A 19,138-nucleotide genomic window follows, 5' to 3' on the forward strand; every position below is an offset into this window, starting at 1 on the left:
AAAAAGGGCGCTCCGGGGAGCGCCAAACAACAGTCACAAGATGGGTCAATACAATACGTCTAAAGTTGAGGGTTGCAGTGGCATAACAAATGAAACTTAACCTTTCACACCGCCCGCCGTCAGGCCGTTGACCAGCCAGCGCTGGGCCAGCAGGAACACCACGGTAATCGGGATGGCAGAAAGTACGGCCGCCGCGGCAAAGTCGCCCCACAGGTAGTTTTGCGGGTTGAGATATTGCTGCATTCCCACGGCCAGGGTGTAGCTGTTCACGTCACGCAGTAACAGTGAGGCAACCGGTACTTCGGTGATCGCAGCGATAAACGACAGAATAAACACCACCGCCAGGATAGGCACCGACAGCGGCAGCAGCACCAGGCGGAACGCCTGCCACGGGGTTGCGCCATCCAGCGCGGCCGCTTCTTCCAGCGAGCCGTCGATGGTTTCGAAATAGCCCTTGATGGTCCATACATGCAGTGCGATGCCGCCAAGGTAGGCGAAGATCACGCCGCCGTGGGTGTTCAGCCCGATGAACGGCACGTACTGGCCCAGACGGTCAAACAGGGCATACAGTGCCACCAGCGACAGCACCGCCGGGAACATCTGAAAAATCAGCATCCCTTTCAGGAGTGCGGCCTTGCCCGGGAAGCGCATGCGGGCGAAAGCGTAGGCGCAGGTGGTGGAGAGCGTCACAATGCCAATCGCGGTGATCCCGGCGATTTTCACCGAGTTCCACAGCCACAGCAGCACCGGGAACGGCGGCGGCGTGACGCGGCCATCGGCGTGTTCAACGCTGAAGCCCAGCGCGAGCTTCCAGTGCTCCCAGGAGATTTCGTCCGGGATCAGGCTCCCGGTCGCGAAGTTACCCGAGCGCAGGGAGATGGCGATAACCATCAGCAGCGGGAACATGATCGCCGCGATAAACATCAGCAGCCCCAGGTGCGTTGCGAAGAGGCGCAGCTTCTGTGATTTGGGTTGGACCATAGACATAATCAGTGCCCTCCTTAGTCAAATTTCATTCGTGTGGCTTTCAGGTTCACAATCGCCAGCGCGCCAACCAGCAGGAAGATCAGGGTGGCAATCGCCGCCGCCAGGCCGAAGTCCTGACCGCCGCCGCCCTCGAAGGCGATGCGGTAGGTGTAGCTCACGAGCAGGTCGGTATAGCCTGCTGGCGTGGTCGTACCGAGTCGGTCCGGGCCGCCGTTGGTCAACAGCTGGATCAGCACGAAGTTGTTAAAGTTAAAGGCGAAGCTGGCAATCATCAGCGGCGTCAGCGGCTTAATGAGCAGCGGCAGCGTAATCTTGAAGAAGTTCTGGAACGGCCCCGCGCCGTCCATCGCCGAGGCTTCGTACAGATCGTCCGGGATAGCCTTCAGCAGGCCCATGCACAGGATCATCATGTACGGATAGCCCAGCCAGGTATTCACGATGATAATCATCGAGCGGGCGGTGGTCGGGTCGCTGAACCAGGCCGGTTTGATGCCGAACAGCGCGCTCAGCATCATGTTGATTTCACCGAAGCTCTGGTTGAACAGCCCTTTGAAAATCAGAATCGAGATAAACGACGGTACGGCGTACGGCAGGATCAGCAGCACGCGGTAAATGGCTTTGCCTTTGAGGGATTCCCACTGGACCAGACAGGCCAGCACCATGCCCACGGCAACGGTCAGGATCACCGTCAGCACCGAGAAGACCACCGTCCAGACGAAGATGGCGAAGAACGGTTTCTGAATGCCTTCGTCGGTAAACACGCGGGTAAAGTTGTCCCAGCCGATGGTGACGGTGTAGCCAGGGCTGAGCTTGTCATCACCCCATTTGCCGTCTGCGTTCACCGACTGATAGAAACCGATATCGTTGTTCGGACGGTACTTCACGCCGCTCTGGTTGTTGGTCAGGGTGCCGTCATCTGCGAGTGCGTACAGCGGCTGCGTGCCGGAGAACTGGCGCAGCGAGCTCATGGTCACTTTGCTTTCGTCTGGCAGCACGGCGGTGAGCTGGGTCAGCGCCTGGCGGTTCTGGGTAATGATGCGCAGGTTGGCACGTTCACCTTCCGGCAGGGCCGCAGCCTCTTTTAAGGACAGCTTCTGCTCGCCGCCAAATTTGAACGCGTCGGAAATGAAGTTTTTGCCGCTCTCACCGTCAGTGAGCGCTAACTTCCACTCGTCACCCGCAGGGTACAGGCCAAAGTTAAAGGTTTTACCCGCCTGATAAGAGCGGTCCAGAAGCACCTGAGTGGCGCGCTCCTGTGCGAGCTGGTTGGTGCTGCTGTAGTTGGTGAAGGCAATGGCGATGGTACAAATCAGCGGGAACAGGACAAACAGCCCCATCCCGGCCACGCCCGGGTAGACATAGCGCCAGGCATAGGCTTTACGGTTGGCGAAAATATACAGGCCAGCAGAGCTTAAAATCAGCGTCATGATGGCGAACAGATATTCCCCTTGTACGTACATTAAAACAACAAGGTAACCCACCAGCAGGCACAGCAGACCTATCACTGACCACTTCAGCGCGTCGCTTTGCCACCAGCGTTTCTTTTTAATGACATCCATGGGGTTCTTCCTCTACAACGTTTGATCTTTTCTCCCTCTCCTGGGGGAGAGGGCCGGGGTGAGGGCGTGCCGATAGCGACAACCCTCACCCTAACCCTCTCCCAAAGGGAGAGGGAACTACGTCATTACTTAGTAATACGACCCTGAGCATCTTTCAGCGCGGCATCGACAGTCTGGCGACCGCTTGCTGCGTTGATCACCGCGGTACGGGTGGCGTACCAGAACGCGGCCATCTGTGGGATGTTCGGCATGATTTCGCCTTTCTGGGCGTTATCCATGGTGGCCGCGATGCGTGGGTCTTTCGCTAACTGATCCTGGAAGGATTTCAGCGCAACGGCACCCAGCGGTTTGTCCTTGTTCACTTCCTCCAGACCCTGATCGGTCAGCAGGTAGTTTTCCAGGAACTCTTTCGCCAGCTCTTTGTTCGGACTGGCGGCGTTGATGCCCGCGCTCAGCACGCCCACGAACGGTTTAGACGGCTTGCCGTTGAAGGTTGGCAGCAGGGTCACGCCGTAGTTGATTTTGCTCTTGTCGATGTTGGTCCAGGCCCACGGACCGTTGATGGTCATCGCGGTTTCGCCCTTGTTGAACGCCGCTTCCGCGATGGAGTAGTCGGTATCCGCGTTCATGTGTTTGTTCTTAATCAGGTCAACCAGGAAAGTCAGGCCCGCTTTCGCGCCAGCGTTGTCCACGCCCACGTCTTTCACGTCATATTTGCCGTTTTCAAACTTGAACGCGTAACCGCCGTCGGCGGCAATCAGTGGCCAGGTGAAGTACGGCTCTTGCAGGTTGAACATCAGGGCGGATTTACCTTTCGCCTTCAGCTCTTTATCCAGTTTCGGGATCTCTTCCCAGGTCTTCGGCGGGTTTGGCACCAGGTCTTTGTTGTAAATCAGGGAAAGGGCTTCAACCGCGATTGGATAAGCGATCAGCTTGCCGTTATAGCGAACGGCGTCCCAGGTGAACGGGAACAGCTTGTCCTGGAAGGTTTTATCCGGTGAGACTTCAGCCAGCAGGCCAGACTGTGCGTAGCCGCCGAAACGGTCATGCGCCCAGAAGATAATGTCCGGACCGTCGCCCGTTGCGGCTACCTGCGGAAATTTCTCTTCCAGCTTGTCCGGGTGTTCTACGGTGACTTTAATACCGGTGTCTTTCTCGAATTTTTTACCCACTTCGGCCAGGCCGTTATAGCCTTTGTCGCCGTTAATCCAGATAACCAGCTTACCTTCTTCAATTTTGGCGAGAGCCGGTGCGGAAATCATCATTGCTGCCAGGGCGGACAATGCGAAAACGCGTGCGCCAGTCTTGATCTTCATATCTGCCATCCTTTTTTGGTGATGTGCTCGTGGATACACTGAGGTGGTTCAACGTGACTCAGTCTCCTTATTTGACATCCTCTTTCCATCCTCCTGAGCCCTACGCCCCACCCCCCGTTTGTGTGATCTGTGTTGCATAAATTTAAGTTATGAGTGCTGGCGCACATAAAAACCCACCGAATTTTGCAGGCGGCTTCACGAATTTCGCCTCAGCCCTGCTGACGCGGTCGCAGAGCCTGCTCTCTCATCCTCCCATCTCCTCCCCCATCAAAAAGCCGGGGGGTGGAGGATTCACAGAAGTAATGGATACCCCATAGTGAACTTATCTTGAATGTTTCTGTCGGTGACAGGTTGTAACGAAGGGAGAAGGGCATGGCGAGCGTACAGCTGCGTAATGTAACGAAAGCCTGGGGCGACGTAGTGGTGTCTAAAGACATCAATCTGGATATCCACGAAGGTGAGTTCGTGGTGTTCGTTGGCCCATCAGGCTGCGGTAAATCTACTCTGCTGCGTATGATTGCCGGACTTGAAACGATCACCAGCGGCGATTTGTTTATTGGTGAGACCCGCATGAACGACATCCCACCTGCCGAACGCGGCGTGGGCATGGTGTTCCAGTCTTATGCACTTTATCCCCACCTCTCCGTTGCTGAGAACATGTCCTTTGGCCTGAAGCTGGCGGGGGCGAAAAAAGAGGTGATTAACCAGCGCGTCACTCAGGTGGCGGAAGTGTTGCAGCTGGCACACCTTCTGGAGCGTAAACCGAAAGCGCTCTCCGGCGGTCAGCGTCAGCGCGTGGCAATTGGCCGTACGCTGGTGGCGGAACCGCGCGTGTTCCTGCTTGATGAACCCCTTTCTAACCTGGACGCCGCCCTGCGCGTTCAGATGCGCATTGAAATCTCCCGTCTGCACAAACGCCTTGGCCGCACGATGATTTACGTCACCCACGATCAGGTCGAAGCGATGACGCTGGCCGACAAAATCGTGGTGCTGGATGCCGGCCGCGTGGCGCAGGTAGGTAAGCCGCTGGAGCTGTATCACTACCCGGCAGATCGCTTTGTTGCGGGCTTTATTGGCTCGCCGAAGATGAACTTCCTGCCCGTCAAAGTGACCGCGACAGCCATTGAACAGGTACAGGTGGAGCTGCCAAACCGCCAGCAGGTCTGGCTCCCGGTCGACAGCGCCAACGTACAGGTCGGGGCAAATATGTCCCTGGGTATCCGCCCTGAACATTTACTCCCAAGCCACATCGCGGATGTGACGCTGGAAGGTGTCGTTCAGGTCGTCGAACAGCTTGGTCACGAAACACAGATTCATATCCAGATCCCCGCCATCCGTCAGAACCTGGTCTACCGCCAGAATGATGTGGTGTTGGTAGAAGAGGGTGCCACATTCGCTATCGGCTTGCCGCCAGAGCGTTGCCATCTGTTCCGTGAGGATGGCACTGCATGTCGTCGGCTGCACAAAGAGCCAGGCGTTTAAGCAATCCCAAAAGAAGACACGAAGCCGACAGGTGAAGTGTTCAAAGAAAAGCAATGATCTCAGGAGATAGAATAATGATTACTCTGCGCAAACTTCCTCTGGCAGTTGCCGTCGCAGCGGGCGTAATGTCTGCTCAGGCACTGGCTGTGGATTTCCACGGTTATGCTCGTTCTGGTATCGGCTGGACGGGTAGTGGCGGCGAACAACAGTGTTTCCAGGCAACCGGTGCCCAAAGTAAATACCGTCTTGGTAACGAATGTGAAACCTATGCGGAATTGAAACTGGGCCAGGAAGTGTGGAAAGAAGGTGATAAGAGCTTCTACTTCGACACCAACGTAGCGTACTCCGTTGCGCAGCAGAACGACTGGGAAGCCACTGACCCCGCGTTCCGTGAAGCCAACGTGCAGGGTAAAAACCTGATTGAATGGCTGCCAGGCTCCACCATCTGGGCCGGTAAGCGCTTCTATCAGCGTCATGACGTCCACATGATCGACTTCTACTACTGGGATATTTCCGGTCCTGGTGCGGGTCTGGAAAACATCGACGTAGGCTTCGGTAAACTGTCCCTGGCGGCTACCCGTTCTCAGGAAGCCGGCGGTTCGTATATCTTCACCAGCAACAATACCTATCATAACTTCAAAGACACGGCGAACGACGTCTTCGACGTGCGTTTAGCGCAGATGGAAGTCAACCCAGGCGGCACGCTGGAGTTGGGTGCTGACTACGGTCGTGCTAACAAAACCGACGGTTATAGCTTCGCTGACGGCGCATCCAAAGATGGCTGGATGTTCACCGCTGAACACACCCAGAGCATGCTGAAAGGCTACAACAAGTTTGTTGTCCAGTACGCTACCGATGCAATGACCACCCAGGGTAAAGGTCTTTCTCAGGGTTCCTTCACCGGCAACGACTATAACAAAGACACTGAAATCGGTGTTGTAGATAACAAGATTAACAACAATGGTTCTCTGGTTCGTATTCTTGACCACGGCGCAATCTCCCTTGGCGACAGCTGGGATCTGATGTATGTCGGTATGTATCAGGATATCGATCGCGACGACAACAACGGTACCACCTGGTACACCGTGGGTGTGCGCCCAATGTACAAATGGACGCCAATCATGAGCACCCTGCTGGAAGTGGGCTACGACAACGTCAAATCTCAGAAAACTGACGATACCAACAACCAATACAAAATCACCCTTGCTCAACAGTGGCAGGCTGGCGACAGCATCTGGTCTCGTCCGGCTATCCGCGTGTTCGCAACCTACGCTAAGTGGGATGAGAAATGGGGTTATGACAACGGCATCGCGAAAAGCGATACCAAAGCAACAACCTACAGCCGCGGCGACAACGACGAGTGGTCCTTCGGCGCCCAGATGGAAATCTGGTGGTAATCCCGTCTTAATCTGACGTAATGACCAAACTGAGGGGCGCAAGCCCCTCAATCCTTGGGACGGCGCGCTATTGCCTGGCTACCGCTGAACCTGTGCATTTTGAGGTGATAACAATGAAAATGAACAAAACTCTCCTTGCCCTTTGCTTATCCGCAGGGCTGCTGGCAAGCGCGCCTGCAGTGACGCTCGCCAATGTGAATTTCGTCCCGCAAAACACCACGTCTGCGCCAGCCATTCCGGCGGCGGCGCTGCAGCAGCTGGTCTGGACGCCTGTCGACCAGTCTAAAGCGCAAACTACCCAGCTCTCAACGGGGGGGCAAACGCTGAATGTCCCGGGCATCAGCGGTCCGGTTGTGGCCTACAGCGTGCCTGCGAATATCGGCGAACTGACGCTGACGCTGTCGAGTGAAGTAAACAAACAAACCAGCGTGTTTGCACCGAATGTGCTGATACTTGATCAAAACATGACGCCATCTGCATTCTTCCCAAGCGAATACTTCTCATATCAGGAACCTGGTGTGATGAGTGCCGATCGTCTTGAAGGGGTGATGCGCCTGACGCCAGCACTGGGGCAGCAGAAACTCTACGTTTTAGTGTTCACCACTGAGAAAGATTTACAGCAAACTACGACGCTTCTCGATCCGGCTAAAGCCTATGCCAAAGGGGTAGGTAACGCGGTACCGGATATTCCCGATCCGATCGCCCGACATACCACCGATGGCGTTGTGAAGCTGAAAGTTTCAACCAGCAGCGCGTCCAGCGTCCTGGTCGGCCCGCTGTTTGGCTCCTCTGGAGCAGGCCCTGTGACCGTTGGCAATACCGCTGCACCTGCCTACACCGCTCCAGCAGCTACGGCCGCTGCGCCTGCAGTCACCGCAGCCCCGGTGAAACCATCCGAGCCGGTGCTGAACGACACCGAAACTTACTTTAACAACGCCATTAAGCAGGCAGTGAAAAGCGGCGACGTCGACAAAGCGCTGAAGCTGCTTGATGAAGCCGAACGTTTAGGTTCAACCACTGCCCGTTCCACCTTTATCAGCAGTGTAAAAGGCAAGGGGTGACCGTCTCCCCACAGTGCTGATTTGTTAGTAGTTTGGTGCGCCTGAGTGGGCGCACTTTTTTTGGTATTCCCCGCGCTGTTGCGCCGTTGTTGCGATAGTGATCGAGAAATAACGTTTGGCCGCCCTCAATGTGCTTTTCTGCGATACAATGCCATTACGTTATGTATCGGAGAGTCTGGCATGTCACACCCCGCGCTAACGCAACTGCGTGCGCTGCGCTATTTTGACCAAATACCCGCGCTTGACCCGGAGCAACTGGACTGGCTGCTTCTTGAAGATTCTATGACTAAACGTTTTGAGCAACAGGGCAAAACGGTCACGGTGACGATGATTCGGGAGGGCTTTGTCTCTTCTGATGAGATTGCCAGCGAGCTGCCGCTGCTGCCGCAAGAAGAACGCTACTGGTTACGTGAGATTTTACTCTGTGCTGACGGTGAACCCTGGCTCGCCGGGCGGACGGTTGTGCCAGCGTCTACGCTGTCCGGACCCGAACTCGCATTACAGCGCCTCGGGAAAACGCCGCTGGGGCGCTACCTGTTCACGTCGTCTGAACTTACCCGTGATTTTATTGAGATTGGCCGCGATGCCGATCTGTGGGGGCGTCGTTCCCGTCTGCGCCTGAGCGGCAAGCCGTTAATACTGACGGAGCTTTTTTTGCCGGCATCGCCGTTGTACTAAGAGGAAGAAAAAATGGAGTGGAGCCTGACGCAGAATAAGCTGCTGGCCTATCACCGCTTAATGCGCACAGATAAACCCATCGGTGCGTTGCTGTTGCTGTGGCCGACGTTATGGGCGCTGTGGGTTGCCACCCCAGGGTTGCCACCGCTGTGGATACTGGGCGTATTTGTTGCTGGCGTCTGGCTGATGCGCGCGGCGGGCTGCGTGGTCAATGATTACGCCGACCGGAAATTCGACGGGCATGTAAAACGTACCGCCAACCGTCCTTTGCCAAGCGGGCAAGTCACCGAGAAAGAAGCGCGCAACTTGTTCATCGTGTTGGTATTGCTCTCTTTCCTGCTGGTGTTGACGCTGAACACCATGACCATCCTGCTCTCCGTCGCGGCGCTGGCGCTGGCCTGGGTCTATCCGTTTATGAAGCGGTATACGCATCTGCCGCAGGTTGTGCTGGGCGCGGCGTTTGGCTGGTCGATTCCGATGGCGTTTGCGGCAGTCAGCGAGTCTGTTCCGCTGAGCTGCTGGCTGATGTTCCTGGCTAACATTCTTTGGGCCGTGGCCTACGACACACAGTACGCGATGGTCGATCGCGACGATGACCTGAAGATTGGCATTAAGTCGACGGCTATACTGTTCGGCCGTCAGGACAAGCTGATCATCGGTATTTTGCAGGTCGCGGTACTGGCGCTAATGGTGGCGATTGGCCGCCTGAACGGGCTGAACTGGGAGTTTTACTGGTCCGTGCTGGTGGCGGGGCTGCTGTTTGCGTATCAGCAGAAGCTGATTGCGAAACGCGAGCGTGAAGCCTGCTTTAAAGCGTTTTTGAATAATAACTACGTCGGTCTGGTGCTGTTTTTGGGGCTGGCGATGAGCTATTTTGGCTGAAAAAAAAGCCCGGTGGCGCTGACGCTTACCGGGCCTACATGTTGTGCAGGACTGTAGGCCGGGTAAGGCGAAGCCGCCACCCGGCTTTTTTACATCACTCGTCCTGCGTCGCGCTTTCGATCGTTAAACGCACGTCCGAGGTAATCAGCTCGGCCAGCATCTGGTAAATCTTGAGCGTCTCTTCCGGCTCGGCATCGCCCGTATCGCTGATAAACCCTTCATCACGCAGCGTCAGTACCAGTGAGCTGAATACCGCTTTGTCGAAGAACTCCGGTGCGTTGATGCCGTGCAGAACGGACAGGCGCTGTGCCAGCGTCCGGCTCTCTTTTTCCAGCGTACCGCGATTGATAGACGGATTGGCGCTCAGCAGCCAGAAGGTGATGGCGTAGCGCTGCAGCGTTTCACGCGCACCGGCGGCCAGCAGCTGCAGGGTGCGAGAACGCGCTGGGTTGATATGCAGCTCGTCATTATTCAGGGTAATCAGCCCCTGACGACGCATCTCTTCCGTCATTTTATCCAGCTCTACCGCCAGCTCATCCTTACTCCAGCGCAGGAACAGCTCCGCTTTCAGCATCGGGTAGATGGCCTCGAGATGGCGCAGCAGTTCCTGACGTGAAATACGGCGATGCTGGGTAATAATGGCCGCCATCAGCGACGGCAGCATCAGCATGTGCGTGATGTTGTTGCGATAGTAGGTCATCAGCACGGCCTGCTCGCGAGGCAGAATAATGATGTCGCCGATAGTGTCTTTCTCGACTTCGAACTTGTTCATCTGCAGCGCGTGATCGATAAGCTCGCTGGCGGTGGCAGACGGCACGGTTGAATCAACCGAGTACGGCACGTTGCGCATAATGTCCAGGTAGCAGTCGATCTGCTCGGTCAGCTGCTCGCGGGTCAGGGAACGCTGGCGGGAGGCCAGCAGCGCGGTACAGCACAGGTTCATGGCGTTCGCCGCACCTGCATTGTTAATCCGCACCATCAGCTCGGCGGCGATACCGTTCACCGTCGGCGTCAGCCATGCCGGACGTACCGCTTCGATAGGGTCGATAGACTCGCGCCACTCCGGAACATGGTTGTTCAGGTACGTCATCAGCGGCATCGGTTCGCCAAAGTTCACGTAGCCCTGACCGAGATTACGCAGCTTGCTCAGGCCGCGCAGCATCTGCGGCAGGCTCTCTTTCTCTTTGGTCGCACCGCGCAGCTCTTTCGCGTAGGTGCCCACTTCCATCACGTGTTCATAGCCGATGTAAATCGGCACCAGCGTGATCGGACGCGTACCGCCGCGCAGCATGGCCTGGATGGTCATCGACAGCGTGCCGGTCTTCGGATCGAGCAGACGACCGGTACGGGAACGACCGCCCTCCACGAAGTACTCCACGGAATACCCGCGGCTGAACAGCTCGCCGAGATATTCACGGAACACGGTGGAATAGAGCTTGTTGCCCTTAAAGGTACGGCGAATAAAGAACGCGCCCAGGCGGCGGAAGATCGGGCCGGCTGGCCAGAAGTTCAGGTTGATACCCGCCGCAATGTGCGGTGGCACCAGCCCCTGGTGATACAACACGTAGGAGAGCAGCAGGTAGTCCATGTGGCTACGGTGGCAGGGCACATAGACAATTTCGTGGCCGTCATGCGCCAGCTGGCGCACGCGCTCGGCGTTGTGGACGTTAATGCCCTGATAAAGGCGGTTCCACGTAAAGCTCAGAATACGGTCAGACAGGCGAATCATCTCGTAGGAGAAGTTCGCAGCGATCTCTTCCATCAGCGCGATAGCATTCTGCTGGGCTTTTTCGTGCGAAATCTTCTTGCTGCGCGCTTCGTCTTCAACGGCGCGTGCGATGGCTTTGGAGGCCAATAGCTTGTTGAACAGATCCTGACGCGCCGGGAGACGTGGCCCAACGGCGGCCAGACGCTGACGAGCGAAGTGCATACGCGCCACGCGCGCCAGTTTTTGCGCGATGATCTTATCGGTACCGTGTTCGTCCGCCATGCGGCGCAGAGAAACGGAAGGGGAGAAGCGCACAAAGCTGTCGCGCCCCAGCCAGGACACGGCAAAGAATTTCTGGATACCGTTGAGCATGCGCAGCGGCGGATTCTCTTCGCCTTTTTCGCGACCTGGTCGACGACCAAACATGACCGAAACCGGCACCATCTGCACATCCAGATCGGGATTGCTGCGGTGCAGGTCGAGATAGTCATGGAACAGCTTGATGGACTCTTCTTTCGGCGTGTAATAGGTAAACACGCGCGGCCCGCCGTGAATGAACACGTAGCGCGGCAGCAGAGTACCGTCGATTTCCAGGGGTTCAAGTGGGTCAGGTAAATCATGCGCCAGGCACTGGGCGCGCAGCGTCAGCAAGTCTGCCTTCGAGTTGTAAGGCAAAACGTACATAATAGGGCGTGACGTATCGAGCCCTAATTCCAGCGCGGGTTCTGCTGGGATAGACTTGCTTTTTACCAGGACGCTTAATGGTAAATTAAGTAATTTGTAGTAAATTCGTGGCCAGCCGGACATAAACGATGTAAAGCCTCTGGTTAATAATGCAATTGCGGCGCAAGGATAACAGAAAGCGCGCAAAATTTCTGTTGTTACCCGTCATACTTCAGGCTACAGCGAAACGCGCTGGTGCTAGAGTTACTGACGCTATTTCCAATAAAAGGTTCTATTAATGGCCAATAATACCACTGGGTTAACTCGAATCATCAAAGCTGCCGGCTATTCATGGAAAGGTTTCCGGGCCGCGTGGGTCAATGAAGCCGCGTTTCGCCAGGAGGGCGTTGCCGCGATCGTCGCGGTTATCATCGCCTGTTTCCTTGATGTTGATGCTATTACCCGCGTTCTTCTCATTGGCTCCGTCCTTTTGGTGATGATAGTGGAAATTCTCAATAGCGCTATTGAAGCTGTTGTAGACCGCATTGGTTCTGACTTCCATGAGCTTTCTGGCCGTGCCAAAGACATGGGTTCTGCCGCTGTGCTGCTGGCGATTATCACCGCCGCCATAACCTGGGTCACGTTGCTCTGGTCACATTTCCGATGAGCCTCGAGAAATAATTAAGTCCCTGGTTTTTTGTGCAGTTTTTGGTTCCAAAATCACCTTTGACTGTATATACTCACAGCATAACTGTATATACACCCAGGGGGCGGAATGAAAGCGTTAACGACCAGGCAGCAAGAGGTGTTTGATCTCATCCGGGATCACATCAGCCAGACGGGTATGCCACCCACGCGTGCAGAAATCGCGCAGCGTCTGGGTTTCCGCTCGCCGAATGCTGCCGAGGAACACCTTAAAGCGCTGGCGCGTAAAGGCGTGATCGAGATTGTTTCTGGCGCTTCACGCGGCATCCGTCTGCTGGTGGAAGAAGAAACCGGCATTCCATTGATTGGCCGTGTCGCAGCAGGTGAACCCCTGCTGGCGCAACAGCATATCGAAGGCCACTATCAGGTAGATCCTGGTATGTTCAAGCCGAGTGCGGATTTTCTGCTGCGCGTCAGCGGTATGTCGATGAAAGATATTGGTATTCTCGATGGCGATCTGCTGGCGGTTCACAAAACTCAGGACGTGCGCAACGGTCAGGTTGTCGTTGCGCGCATTGATGATGAAGTCACCGTTAAGCGACTGAAAAAACAGGGTAATACCGTTCAGCTTCTTCCGGAGAACAGCGAGTTTACGCCGATTCTGGTGGATCTCCGCGAGCAGAGCTTCTCTATTGAAGGGCTTGCTGTCGGCGTTATTCGTAACGGTGAATGGCTCTAATCTCTTTCTGACGGGCTACGGGGTCTCCGTAGCCTGCTTCATTTTCCGGTCCCGGTATTTCTCATGTCACTGCTGACGGCTTCTGATAAGGCATTGTGGCGTCTTGCTCTGCCAATGATTTTCTCCAATATCACCGTTCCTTTGCTGGGACTGGTGGACACGGCTGTTATTGGTCATCTGGATTCTCCCGTTTATCTGGGCGGCGTTGCGATCGGCGCAACGGCGACCAGCTTCCTCTTTATGCTGCTGCTGTTCTTGCGCATGAGCACAACTGGCCTGACGGCGCAGGCGTATGGCGCCAGGGACCCACTGCGGCTGGCGCGAGCGCTTGTGCAGCCATTAATTTTGGCGCTGGGTGCGGGTGCGCTAATTGTTTTACTGCGCACGCCGCTGATCGATCTGGCGCTCCATATTGTGGGCGGTAGCGAGGCGGTGCTTGAGCAGGCGCGGCGCTTCCTTGAAATTCGCTGGCTAAGCGCTCCGGCCTCGCTGGCAAACCTGGTTCTTTTGGGTTGGCTACTTGGCGTACAGTACGCTCGCGCGCCGGTTATCCTGCTGGTGGTGGGAAACCTCCTGAACATCGTGCTCGATCTCTGGCTGGTGATGGGGCTGCACATGAACGTGCGGGGCGCGGCGCTGGCGACGGCCATTGCGGAATACGGCACGTTTGTCATCGGCCTGTGGATGGTGTGGCGCGTTCTGGCGATGCGCGGGATCTCTCTCGCGATGCTGAAAACGGCCTGGCGCGGCAACGTCCGCAAGCTGCTGGCGCTCAACCGCGACATTATGCTGCGCTCGCTGCTGCTCCAGCTCTGTTTCGGGGCGCTAACCGTCTTTGGTGCCCGCCTCGGGCCTGAGATCGTCGCGGTTAATGCGGTACTGATGACGCTGCTGACCTTTACCGCCTACGCGCTGGATGGCTTTGCCTACGCCGTTGAAGCGCATTCCGGGCAGGCATACGGTGCGCGCCAAAGCGGACAGCTTCAGGAAGTATGGCGGGCGGCCTGTCGCCAGTCGGGTCTGGTGGCGCTGGCGTTTGCGCTGATCTATGCCTTTTTTGGCGAGCATATTATTGCGCTGCTGACCTCGCTCCCGGCGCTTCGCGAACTGGCGAGTCATTACCTCATATGGCAGGTGATCTTACCGGTGGTGGGGGTCTGGTGTTACCTCCTGGACGGCATGTTTATTGGCGCGACGCGCGGGGCGGAGATGCGCAACAGCATGGCCGTTGCGGCGGCGGGTTTTGGTTTGACGCTGCTGACGTTGCCGTATCTGGGTAACCACGGTTTGTGGCTGGCTCTGGCGGTGTTTCTCTCCCTGCGAGGCCTGTCGCTGGCATTTATATGGCGGCGCCACTGGCGCAACAACACCTGGTTTCCTTCCCGCGCCGATATATCGTGACGGTTAAAGATTCCGAATATGAAAATGACTGCCGAATCCTTCACTACAATTATTATCACGTCCAGCAGAAAAGAACGTAACGGACGTTACGACCCAACGCTTAACTATGAGGACACGATGATGAATAAAGACGAAATCGGCGGCAACTGGAAGCAATTCAAAGGTAAAGCGAAAGAACAGTGGGGTAAGCTGACGGATGACGATATGACCGTCATCGAAGGTAAACGCGATCAGCTGGTGGGTAAAATCCAGGAACGTTATGGCTATGAAAAAGATAAAGCCGAAACGGAAGTGAAAGACTGGGAAACCCGTAATGATTACCGCTGGTAATCGTCAGTAAGCTAGTATCCCTCTGAGGGCGGCCATGGGCCGCCTTTTCTTTTGCCGTTAACGCGGCTTTTTCTTCACCAGAATAGAGTGGTCGTGCTGGCATTCGCCCTGATGGCTGCAGGATTCCACTTCCACGCAGGCAGAGCACAAGCCGTGCGCTTCAATCACGTTGTGACGCAGGGCAAAGCCCATTTTCGCTGCCAGCGTATGCATAATGTCTTCTACGCCTTCCGCGCCTTCTTCTTTTACTACGCCACAGCGGTCGCAGATAAACATGGCCGACGTGTGGGTTGGCTGGTCAAACAGATGGCACAGCACGTAGCTGTTTGTCGACTCCACCTTATGTACAAAGCCTTGTTCCAGCAGAAAATCCAGCGCGCGATAGACGGTGGGGGGCTTAGCCTGGGGTTCACTTACCCGCAGCAGATCGAGGAGATCGTACGCGCTTATCGCTCCCTGCTGCAGGCTCATCAGCCGCAATACCTCAAGGCGCTGCGGAGTCAGGCGCACATTGCGTTGCACGCATAGCTTTTCAGCTTGCGCTAGCAGCTCTTTTGTGGACTTATCCATTTAGCACCTCGGATGTTTTTAGAGTGGGAAACCGTCACTTTATCATGTTCTGCTAAAAACACCGAGATCCACCGGGCTGTGCTATACCTGGCGCATCGTATTTGGGGAAAAGATAATGAAAAGACCTGACTGTATCCGTCACTGGCGCGACGTGGAAGGCGCAGATGATTCGACCTATCCCGACAGCAATGAGCTTTTTTCCATCGGCGCACCGCTGGCCCGCAGGCTGGGTCTGGGGCGTATTGGTATTCATCATGAACGTTTACCCCCAGGGCGTCGTACCTCCTATCCTCACGCGGAAAGCGATGAAGAGGAGTTTATCTACGTCCTTGAAGGTTACCCGGAGGCCTGGATTAACGGCTATCTGTGGAAGCTGGAGCCCGGAGACAGCGTAGGCTTCCCCGCCGGCACCGGCGTCTGCCACACCTTCATTAACAATACCGAAGAAGAGGTGCGGCTGCTGGTGGTAGGCGAGGCCAACAAAAAGCAAAACCGCATCTACTACCCGCTGAATCCGGTGTATGCCGCCACGCGTGAAGACCGCTGGGTAGACCATCCGCCGCAGTTTTTTGGCCCGCACGATGGAAAACCTGGGAAAAAATAATTTCCTCTTCTATAAATATTGAGGGCCGTCACAAAATATAACAGGCCGTAAGGGAGTTTTACTTAGGGACAGAAATAGCGGGTCTTTTACTACTTATTCACAGCAATAGTTCGTTCCTGTTTGGGTGATAACAGACAGGGGTTATTTCATAACAGACTATAACGGGCATACTGTGAAAAAACATTTTAAATTTTCGGTGGTTAGCATCGCTGTCTCCCTTTTTATGGCAAATCAGGCGGGAGCAGCCAATACCTGGACAGAATCACGTAGCGACGCAATGGGTGGTACCGGCGTTGCATCCGGCAGCTATGGCAGCGGGGCGTTAATCAACCCCGCACTGCTGGCAAAGGCAAAACCTGATGATGACGTCACGGTGATTTTACCTTCCGTCGGCGCGCAAATTACGGATAAAGACAATCTTCAGGACGAGATTGATAACATCAATGACAAAATCAATCACTATCAGGATGTGATTGATAATCTTACTCCCGGTGAAATCATCACCAATCCGCTAGGTTCAATCAACCAGTTCCAGGGCGCGGCGAAAGATCTCGCGGATGAACTGGACTACCTCAAAGGTAAAACCGCGCGCGCCACGGCAGGCGCGGGGATTGCAGTCAGTATCCCTAACGACGTCCTTTCCGTGGCCTTTATGGCGAAAGGCTACGCCCACGGGCGCGTTAGCTCCTCTATCGATCAGCAGGATATTGATTACCTGCGCGGTATTCAAAAGAGCGATGCGGTAGCCGCTGGCGTGGCGCTGGACGCTGCGCTGAACGGCACCGATCAAATCACCAAAAACCTCAACTCAACGGCATCTGGACGGGCGGCGATTGTCTCCGACTATGGTATTGCGGTGGCCCGCCAGTTCGATCTGGGCGGCGTTCCGGTTTCCGTGGGCGTGACGCCAAAGCTGCAAAAAACCTGGGTCTATAACTACACCACCTCAATTTACGATTACGACAGTAACAAGTGGAACGACAGCCGCTACCGTACCGACGACACCGGCTTCAACGTCGATACCGGTATCGCCGCCGATTTAGGTGAAAACTGGACGCTCGGCCTGAGCGGACAAAACCTGATGTCGCGCGATATCGACACGAAAGATGTTCGCATTCGCAACGGTCGCACGGGTGAAGTTGTTAGCTACAAAGATACCTACCAGATCCGTCCGCTGGTGACCGCAGGCGCGGCCTGGCACAACGATCTGGTGACCCTGACCGCTGATGGCGATCTGACGGAAACCAAGGGCTTCAAAAGTGAAGATACCTCTCAGTACGCTGGCGTAGGTGCCGAGGTCACGCCGCTGAGCTGGCTGGCCGTTCGCGCCGGTTTCCGTGCGGATATGAAAGGGAATGACAGCAACGTCTTTACCGGCGGTGTCGGCTTTGCACCGTTTAACACCGTCCATGTTGACCTGATGGGCCTGTATGGTGAGGACGAAACCTGGGGTGCAGGCGCACAGCTGAGCATGACGTTTTAAAGTAGACCGGAGGCGCTGCGCCTCCGGCTTTTCTTTGTGCTATAGTAGCGCCCCTTTTCCACCAGATGCTTAAAACTTCGCCATGTCGTCAGAATTACAGACCGCTTTTCCCGCACACCGTTTCTCCATTGCGCCGATGCTCGACTGGACGGACAGACACTGCCGCTACTTCCTGCGCCAGCTCTCCCGCCATACGCTGCTGTACACCGAAATGGTGACCACCGGGGCGATTATCCACGGGAAGGGAGACTATCTGGCGTACAGTGAAGAAGAACATCCGGTTGCCCTGCAGCTGGGCGGCAGCGATCCGGCCGCGCTGGCGCAGTGCGCGAAGCTGGCGGAAGAACGCGGCTACGACGAAATTAACCTGAACGTGGGCTGCCCGTCCGATCGCGTGCAAAACGGCATGTTCGGCGCGTGTTTAATGGGCAACGCACAGCTGGTGGCGGACTGTATCAAGGCGATGCGCGACGTGGTTTCCATTCCGGTCACGGTCAAAACCCGTATCGGCATTGACGATCAGGACAGCTACGAATTCCTGTGTGATTTCATCAATACCGTTGCCGGAAGGGGCGAATGCGAGATGTTTATCATCCACGCGCGTAAAGCCTGGCTTTCCGGCCTCAGCCCGAAAGAGAACCGCGAAATCCCGCCGCTGGACTACCCGCGCGTGTACCAGCTGAAGCGTGATTTCCCGCACCTGACGATGTCAATCAACGGCGGCATCAAGTCGCTGGAAGAGGCCAAAGCGCACCTGGAACATATGGATGGCGTGATGGTTGGACGCGAGGCGTATCAAAACCCGGGCATTCTGGCGACGGTCGATCGTGAAATTTATGGCACTGGAGGCGCCGATACCGACCCGGTTTCGGTGGTGCGGGCCATGTATCCGTATATTGAGCGCGAGCTGAGCAACGGCACCTATCTTGGCCACATTACGCGCCATATGCTTGGCCTGTTCCAGGGTATTCCCGGCGCGCGTCAGTGGCGTCGCTATCTGAGCGAGAATGCGCATAAAGCCGGAGCCGATATTGACGTGCTGGAGCACGCCCTGCGCCTGGTCGCGGATAAGCGATAAATTTCGCTAAAAGTTCGTCAAATTCGCCACGCCCTGCAAGTGATTGCGGGGCGTTTTTCTTTAATAACAATGGGTTATTTTTGGCATGATTCTTGTAATGATCGCTGCATCATTCGGGAACTCGTGGGAGAGCACCATGCTGGAACTTCTTTTTGTGATTGGCTTTTTTGTCATGCTGATGGTGACGGGCGTGTCGCTGCTCGGCATTCTTGCCGCGATTGTCGTGGCGACGGTGGTGATGTTTATCGGCGGGCTGTTTGCCCTGACGATCAAGCTCCTGCCGTGGCTACTGCTGGCCATTGCGGTCGTGTGGGTAATACGGGCGATTAAATCGCCAAAAGTGCCCAATTATCAGCGCAATAACCGCTTCCGTTACTAAGGTATTGAGGTGTTCGTCACATACCTGCAACTTTTCCGGCAGCATGGCTTAGAACGGAATAGGATTTACTTATCGAATCTGTCACTATGACTGCCGCAAAAGAATTCATCGAGCTGTACCCTACATACAGCCGAACTAAAAAAAGAAAGGGCTTCCCACGGGAAGCCCAATTTCTT

Annotated in this window: 18 protein-coding genes and 1 pseudogene; 14 read left to right on the top strand and 5 right to left on the bottom strand. The window is 55.6% G+C overall.

Annotated elements, in window-relative coordinates; translation table 11 throughout:
* Nucleotides 1-96: 96 nt before the first annotated feature.
* From malG to malE, 3 genes are all read right to left on the bottom strand, one after another.
* Nucleotides 97-987, bottom strand: a complete 891-nt coding sequence (gene malG / locus E0L20_RS19450; RefSeq protein ID WP_131635375.1) for a maltose ABC transporter permease MalG — start codon at nt 985-987, stop codon at nt 97-99.
* A gap of 14 nt (nt 988-1,001) precedes the next feature.
* The gene (malF, locus tag E0L20_RS19455; protein ID WP_131635376.1) at nt 1,002-2,546 is read right to left on the bottom strand and encodes a maltose ABC transporter permease MalF; all 1,545 of its coding nucleotides are present in this window, start codon (nt 2,544-2,546) and stop codon (nt 1,002-1,004) included.
* 125 nt (nt 2,547-2,671) lie between these two features.
* Nucleotides 2,672-3,862 carry a maltose/maltodextrin ABC transporter substrate-binding protein MalE gene (malE, locus tag E0L20_RS19460; RefSeq protein WP_131635377.1) on the bottom strand — a complete coding sequence of 397 codons (1,191 nt, stop codon included), beginning with the start codon at nt 3,860-3,862 and terminating at the stop codon, nt 2,672-2,674.
* 372 nt (nt 3,863-4,234) lie between these two features.
* On the opposite strand from malE, the gene malK reads away from it, so the two are divergent.
* From malK to ubiA, 5 genes are all read left to right on the top strand, one after another.
* On the top strand, nt 4,235-5,344 hold the full coding sequence (gene malK, locus E0L20_RS19465; RefSeq protein WP_131635378.1) for a maltose/maltodextrin ABC transporter ATP-binding protein MalK: 1,110 nt from the start codon (nt 4,235-4,237) through the stop codon (nt 5,342-5,344).
* A gap of 71 nt (nt 5,345-5,415) precedes the next feature.
* Complete coding sequence (locus E0L20_RS19470) at nt 5,416-6,741, top strand: maltoporin (RefSeq protein ID WP_131635470.1); 1,326 nt, start codon at nt 5,416-5,418, stop codon at nt 6,739-6,741.
* Between the two features lie 113 nt (nt 6,742-6,854).
* Complete coding sequence (gene malM, locus E0L20_RS19475) at nt 6,855-7,802, top strand: maltose operon protein MalM (RefSeq protein ID WP_131635379.1); 948 nt, start codon at nt 6,855-6,857, stop codon at nt 7,800-7,802.
* 180 nt (nt 7,803-7,982) lie between these two features.
* The gene (ubiC, locus tag E0L20_RS19480) at nt 7,983-8,480 is read left to right on the top strand and encodes a chorismate lyase (protein ID WP_131635380.1); all 498 of its coding nucleotides are present in this window, start codon (nt 7,983-7,985) and stop codon (nt 8,478-8,480) included.
* Nucleotides 8,481-8,492: 12 nt separating this feature from the next.
* Nucleotides 8,493-9,362, top strand: a complete 870-nt coding sequence (gene ubiA / locus E0L20_RS19485; protein ID WP_131635381.1) for a 4-hydroxybenzoate octaprenyltransferase — start codon at nt 8,493-8,495, stop codon at nt 9,360-9,362.
* 94 nt (nt 9,363-9,456) lie between these two features.
* On the opposite strand, the gene plsB is transcribed toward ubiA, so the two are convergent.
* Nucleotides 9,457-11,877, bottom strand: a complete 2,421-nt coding sequence (gene plsB, locus E0L20_RS19490) for a glycerol-3-phosphate 1-O-acyltransferase PlsB (protein ID WP_131635382.1) — start codon at nt 11,875-11,877, stop codon at nt 9,457-9,459.
* A 154-nt stretch (nt 11,878-12,031) separates the two neighbouring features.
* Between plsB and E0L20_RS19495 the strand changes: the two genes are divergently transcribed.
* From E0L20_RS19495 to E0L20_RS19510, 5 genes and pseudogenes are all read left to right on the top strand, one after another.
* A complete protein-coding gene (locus E0L20_RS19495; protein ID WP_014830281.1) occupies nt 12,032-12,400 on the top strand; it encodes a diacylglycerol kinase in 369 nt (122 codons plus the stop codon).
* Nucleotides 12,401-12,508: 108 nt separating this feature from the next.
* Nucleotides 12,509-13,117: a transcriptional repressor LexA gene (gene lexA, locus E0L20_RS19500; RefSeq protein WP_131635383.1), complete on the top strand. Its 609-nt coding sequence runs from the start codon at nt 12,509-12,511 to the stop codon at nt 13,115-13,117.
* Between the two features lie 63 nt (nt 13,118-13,180).
* Nucleotides 13,181-14,518 carry an MATE family efflux transporter DinF gene (gene dinF / locus E0L20_RS19505; protein WP_131635384.1) on the top strand — a complete coding sequence of 446 codons (1,338 nt, stop codon included), beginning with the start codon at nt 13,181-13,183 and terminating at the stop codon, nt 14,516-14,518.
* Nucleotides 14,515-14,589, top strand: a pseudogene (locus tag E0L20_RS24210) (hypothetical protein); the annotation flags it as partial. The gene dinF and the pseudogene E0L20_RS24210, both read left to right, overlap by 4 nt.
* Before the next feature lie 49 nt (nt 14,590-14,638).
* Nucleotides 14,639-14,848: a CsbD family protein gene (locus E0L20_RS19510; protein WP_112012120.1), complete on the top strand. Its 210-nt coding sequence runs from the start codon at nt 14,639-14,641 to the stop codon at nt 14,846-14,848.
* Between the two features lie 57 nt (nt 14,849-14,905).
* Here E0L20_RS19510 and zur read toward each other — a convergent pair whose 3' ends face one another.
* Entirely contained in the window at nt 14,906-15,418 is a 513-nt protein-coding gene (gene zur / locus E0L20_RS19515) for a zinc uptake transcriptional repressor Zur (protein ID WP_131635385.1), read from the bottom strand.
* 115 nt (nt 15,419-15,533) lie between these two features.
* Between zur and E0L20_RS19520 the strand changes: the two genes are divergently transcribed.
* The 4 genes from E0L20_RS19520 to pspG all read left to right on the top strand — a co-directional run bounded on the left by E0L20_RS19520 (nt 15,534) and on the right by pspG (nt 18,962).
* Complete coding sequence (locus E0L20_RS19520) at nt 15,534-16,022, top strand: cupin domain-containing protein (RefSeq protein ID WP_131635386.1); 489 nt, start codon at nt 15,534-15,536, stop codon at nt 16,020-16,022.
* A 223-nt stretch (nt 16,023-16,245) separates the two neighbouring features.
* Nucleotides 16,246-17,505: a conjugal transfer protein TraF gene (locus E0L20_RS19525; protein ID WP_427854513.1), complete on the top strand. Its 1,260-nt coding sequence runs from the start codon at nt 16,246-16,248 to the stop codon at nt 17,503-17,505.
* An 82-nt stretch (nt 17,506-17,587) separates the two neighbouring features.
* Nucleotides 17,588-18,583 (top strand): tRNA dihydrouridine(20/20a) synthase DusA, encoded by a 996-nt coding sequence (dusA, locus tag E0L20_RS19530; protein ID WP_131635388.1) that lies wholly within the window; start codon nt 17,588-17,590, stop codon nt 18,581-18,583.
* A gap of 136 nt (nt 18,584-18,719) precedes the next feature.
* Nucleotides 18,720-18,962, top strand: a complete 243-nt coding sequence (gene pspG, locus E0L20_RS19535) for an envelope stress response protein PspG (protein WP_131635389.1) — start codon at nt 18,720-18,722, stop codon at nt 18,960-18,962.
* Nucleotides 18,963-19,138 lie beyond the last annotated feature (176 nt).

It is taken from the genome of Enterobacter wuhouensis, assembly GCF_004331265.1.
GTDB lineage: Bacteria > Pseudomonadota > Gammaproteobacteria > Enterobacterales > Enterobacteriaceae > Enterobacter > Enterobacter wuhouensis.